The organism is Streptomyces laculatispora, from assembly GCF_017353455.1.
Lineage (GTDB): Bacteria > Actinomycetota > Actinomycetes > Streptomycetales > Streptomycetaceae > Streptomyces > Streptomyces laculatispora.
In genome coordinates this window covers 1-3,992 of sequence record NZ_JAFMPZ010000422.1, presented here as the reverse complement: position 1 = coordinate 3,992, position 3,992 = coordinate 1, and the positions used below count along the sequence as shown (strand labels likewise).

5 protein-coding genes and 1 pseudogene are annotated in these 3,992 nt (G+C 68.9%); 3 read left to right on the top strand and 3 right to left on the bottom strand.

The window, feature by feature from the left end; genetic code table 11:
* Positions 1–182: 182 nt before the first annotated feature.
* Positions 183–617 carry a DUF2267 domain-containing protein gene (locus J1C73_RS21160; protein WP_242644490.1) on the bottom strand — a complete coding sequence of 145 codons (435 nt, stop codon included), beginning with the start codon at positions 615–617 and terminating at the stop codon, positions 183–185.
* Between the two features lie 35 nt (positions 618–652).
* On the opposite strand from J1C73_RS21160, the pseudogene J1C73_RS21155 reads away from it, so the two are divergent.
* Positions 653–1,045 (top strand): annotated as a pseudogene (locus J1C73_RS21155) (type III effector protein); the annotation flags it as partial.
* Between the two features lie 145 nt (positions 1,046–1,190).
* Here J1C73_RS21155 and J1C73_RS21150 read toward each other — a convergent pair.
* Together J1C73_RS21150 and J1C73_RS21145 are read right to left on the bottom strand one after the other, a co-directional pair.
* Positions 1,191–1,823 (bottom strand): helix-turn-helix domain-containing protein, encoded by a 633-nt coding sequence (locus tag J1C73_RS21150; RefSeq protein ID WP_307797758.1) that lies wholly within the window; start codon positions 1,821–1,823, stop codon positions 1,191–1,193.
* A 251-nt stretch (positions 1,824–2,074) separates the two neighbouring features.
* Positions 2,075–2,647 (bottom strand): SMI1/KNR4 family protein, encoded by a 573-nt coding sequence (locus tag J1C73_RS21145; protein ID WP_207317798.1) that lies wholly within the window; start codon positions 2,645–2,647, stop codon positions 2,075–2,077.
* 210 nt (positions 2,648–2,857) lie between these two features.
* Between J1C73_RS21145 and J1C73_RS21140 the strand changes: the two genes are divergently transcribed.
* Both J1C73_RS21140 and J1C73_RS21135 read left to right on the top strand, forming a co-directional pair.
* Positions 2,858–3,313, top strand: coding sequence for a hypothetical protein (locus J1C73_RS21140; protein WP_207317797.1), 456 nt, complete (start codon positions 2,858–2,860; stop codon positions 3,311–3,313).
* 453 nt (positions 3,314–3,766) lie between these two features.
* Positions 3,767–3,992, top strand: a 226-nt coding sequence (locus J1C73_RS21135; protein ID WP_207317796.1) for a hypothetical protein, incomplete at its 3' end; no start/stop codon positions are given.

Sequence of the window (3,992 nt, the reverse complement as noted above, 5' to 3'; positions counted from 1 at the left end):
CTCCTGCCGGATCCGGCAGGATCCGCAGCCGTTTGCTGCTGTGGTCAAGGGGTCCTGTCAACCGTCACGGCAGCGGCTTGGCGTCGTCATGGGGAGTTCCCCTTTCTCCCGTTCGCGTCGTAGGGCGGGGACTGAAGGTTCCAGACGGCGTCTGACCGGCTGCTGTGACCGGTCCGTGGGGGTCAGGCGGCCTGGATGTGTTCCGCACGGCCGAACAGCAGCGCGTATCCGGGCGGAAGCTGGGTGAGGATGCGGTTTAGGAGGCCGGGGCCGGCGAGGTGGCCGACGGCGTCGAGGACGGCTCCGGTGTCCCAGCGCGTCGTGGCGGGCGTGCCGCCCGTGCGGGTGGCCAGTTCCTTGACGAAGCCCCAGCCGGTGAGTGGTTGGCCGTCGGGGATCTGGCCAGTGAGGACGAGGGCGGCCTCGGGCGGGAGGCAGGTGGCGAGATCGGCCCGTTCTTCGCCGGTGAGCTGACGGCCCAGTGCCGCCAGCACGGCGTGAGCGACATGCTCGGCCCGCTCCCGGGTGGGGTACGCGCCTTCGTACCGGATCCTTTCCAGCATCTGGTGGAACGTCATGCCGGCCCGGGTCGGAGCCGGTTCACGCAGCGTGAGCATCGGAACGGGTGCCTTTCTCGTCCGTAGGGCGTCGTGCCAGCCGACAGGCCGCCGAGCGCCGCTACCTGCGCGTATGCCCCGGAACGCCCGGCACTACCGGCGAACAACGCGTGCAAGCCACCCGCGACCATCGCGCCGCCGACCGCACGGTCACCACCTGGGCCAGAGGCAACGCCGCCGAACTGCGTCAACTCGCCGGTCAGATCGCCGGCCTGACCGATGTCCCCGCCCGAGCGCGCACCCCTCTGGCCCGGTTGGCCGAGGCGCTCGCCGACAATGACGCCGCCCGCCTCATCGACCCGCTGGTCGACATCCATGCCCACCTCAAGGCGGGCCATCCAGACCTGGCAGCGCGCATCGAGACCATCACCCACAACGCCACCCGGCTCCGCCAAGCCAGCATCGACCACCGCGGGTCCACCGCCTGACACCCGGCGAGGCGGATTACCTCGCCCCGGAACACGCGGAAATCTATCCCAACTGGAGTAGATATTGGGTGGTGGCGTGGTTTAGGTTTTCTCTCGTAGCCAAGATCGGAAAGGCCCGTCAGAGACGAACGACGCTGTTGGTTGATCAACCAACAGCGTCGGGACGAACTGCCGGGCAGCAGTATTTGGCGTTGTAGCGGTCTTCGAATGCTAGGAGCCGGTCCCGGACCTGGGTCAGGTCCGTGAAGTCGTTGGGTTGGCCGACCTTGTGTTGGACGATGGAGAAGAAGATCTCGATCTGGTTCGTCCAGGAGGCGTGGACGGGGGTGTGGACCATGACCGCGTTCGGAAATGCTGTGGTCAGGCGGTCGATGGCCTTCTGCCCCCGGTGGGAGGAGCCGTTGTCGACGATCCAGAAGACGCGTCTGGCGCTCGCGTAGGGCTCGGTGGTCATGACTTGGGTGACCAGGTTCATGAAGGGGACGATGCCGGTCTTCGGCTCGCAGCGCCTGAACGAGGGCGGCCTGCCCGAGCGCTTGCGGTCGGCGAGGGCGGGCAGGCCGTCGGCGGCGAACCGGCCCCGCCAGGTACGCACCGTGTCCACGTGCATCTGCGTCCGCGCGGCTATCCGCGTGTTGGAACGCCCCCGAGCCGCCAGCAGCACGATGGTTGCCCGCTGCCGGGCCTGATACGGGGTCTTGTGGCCGTAGGCCGTCTTCTTCAGCCGGTGGCGCTCGGAGGCGGTCAGGACGACGGGCACGGCAGGGGCGACGAGCACGGGAAGGGGCAGCCGATCCTACGGGGGACGATGGGGGAACAGGCGGGAACCCCCGTTCGACCGCCAGAGGGACTGATCGGTACGACCACTGCTTCCATGAGGCTCCGCCAGCCAGTGGGCCATCGATCAGCGACAACAGGGGCGCGCGGAGCTGCGCGAGTCCGGAAGACGTCGGCCCGCGGCCTCCCGCAGAGCACAGCCCCCCCGCCCCCTGGGTTGCCCGGTACCTACCTACTGGGCGGGCCTCGTCCTCAGTCCTTCAGCATCACCAGTGGCAGGCCGCTGTCGCTCCACGCGCCGCCCGTCTCGTCGACCTGGTAGCGGTCGGCCTCCAGGTCTGTGGCGAAGTCCTCCAGGAACTCCCGCAGACCGGCGGTCTCGTACCGGGCCCGCCAGCCCTCGTGCGACCAGTCGATGATCTGGCCACGGCGCTCCGGGGTGGGCGGATCCAGATCGATGCAGATCACGTCACCATTGCCGATCCCGATGAAGGGGATCCACCCTGCGGACCAGGAAATGTCCCGGCGGATCACGCCGTCCTCCTCCCGCTCGTCCTCGGGCGGGTCTCCGGCGTCAACGGCCCGCTCGCGCCAGTCGCCCACCATCTCGCCGAGCGAGTAGAGCGCGGCGTGCAAACCGATCAGGACCCCCGGCAGACCGTCGTGGCAGCGGTAGGAGTCCCTGACATCCTCCGGAAGCTCCACCCCCATCACGGCCTCCACTGCCTCGATCTCCTCCTCGGTGGCACCGGGCGGCATCGCGGCCAGCACCCTCGGGGCGATCCGCCCGAGCACGGTCTCGATCCGTGCCCATATCTGCTGCATCGGGAATCCCCTCCGTCGTGACGAGGACCGGAACTTAGCACCCGCCACTGACGATCGTCCGGGCAACCGTCTCCTCCGCGTCGGTCATGTCCGACGGATACCGGCGCACCCGCTCGGGTGATCGGCCGTGTTCCCGTACAGGTGAGGTGTCCGGTCGCATTGTGCTGTACTAGCGCCCACCCGACCCGACACCCCCTTGGAGGTTCCCCTGTGGGCCGGCTTTACGTTCGCCCCGGCGTCGAACCTGACGAACCGGACGTGCCCGTCGCCGTCCTCGTCGTCGATCCCGAAGGCACGCCCGGGGAGCGCGCCGTGGTCCGGCTCGGCGACTACTGCCACGAGATGAACGGGTGGGCCTGCCTGTTGCAGACCGACGGTTGGGCCGAGCACGCACGCGACGGCGGCTGGCTGGTGGTTGACGTCGCCGTCTATCCGGCCGCGTTGCGCGCGGTCGGCGTGGGCCCCGCCGACTTCCCTGGTCGGTCGGCCGTCGACCCGGAGGCCGTGGTGGTCCTGCGCGCGCAGACCGCGGCCAGCCCGGAGCCGTCCGTACGACTGTCCGAGGGGACCGTCGTCTTTACCGCGGGCCCGGACGTTCCACTGGACGAGCTGCTCGCGACCTATGACGACTGGCCGATGGTGCTCGCGCCCCCGCCCGAGGTATAGCCCGACCACGTGATCCCTTCGACAGGACCCCGGTCTCACCCTGTTCGCGCCAGGCCCAGTTCAAGATGACAAAGCCAGACGGCGCTCGGAGGCGGTCAGCACGACTTGCACGGCGGGGGTGACGAGCACTGGATGGAACGGCCGGTCCTCTGGAGACATTGGGCGACGGAGCCGACACCCGTCCCCCATCCTGCGACAGCACTCCAACGCCCAGCTCACCACCCTGAGCGGACACGGTGAGTCCAGCCAGGCTGCCTGTGCCGTGGGTCGGTTGTCAGAAGCAACGGGCTTGCAGGTCCGCGGCGGAGTACCGCCTACTGATCTTGCGCCCGGAGTCGTCGCGCAGGAAGAAGTACCACTGCTTATCCCTGTGGTGCCAGACCTTGTCCCGGACGGTGCCGCAGTGGGGTGTGCGGCGACGGTCATTGAGCACCACCTGCGCTCGTTGGCCTCGTGGAAGGCGGGCCCGGGTATCTCGGCGCCGCCGGGACTCAGCACGGCTGCGCGAGCCTGGTCGGTGAGCTGGTCCGCCTCCAGAGCCGAGTGAAGGACCGACCGGGCGCACGGCTGATCGTGAACGGTACCGAACGGAACCAGCTCATGGAGCTCGAAGCGGCGGGTCGGCTCAGCATTGAGTCTGGCGGACGCATGCAGGAGCATCGGAACCTCGGGCCCAGCC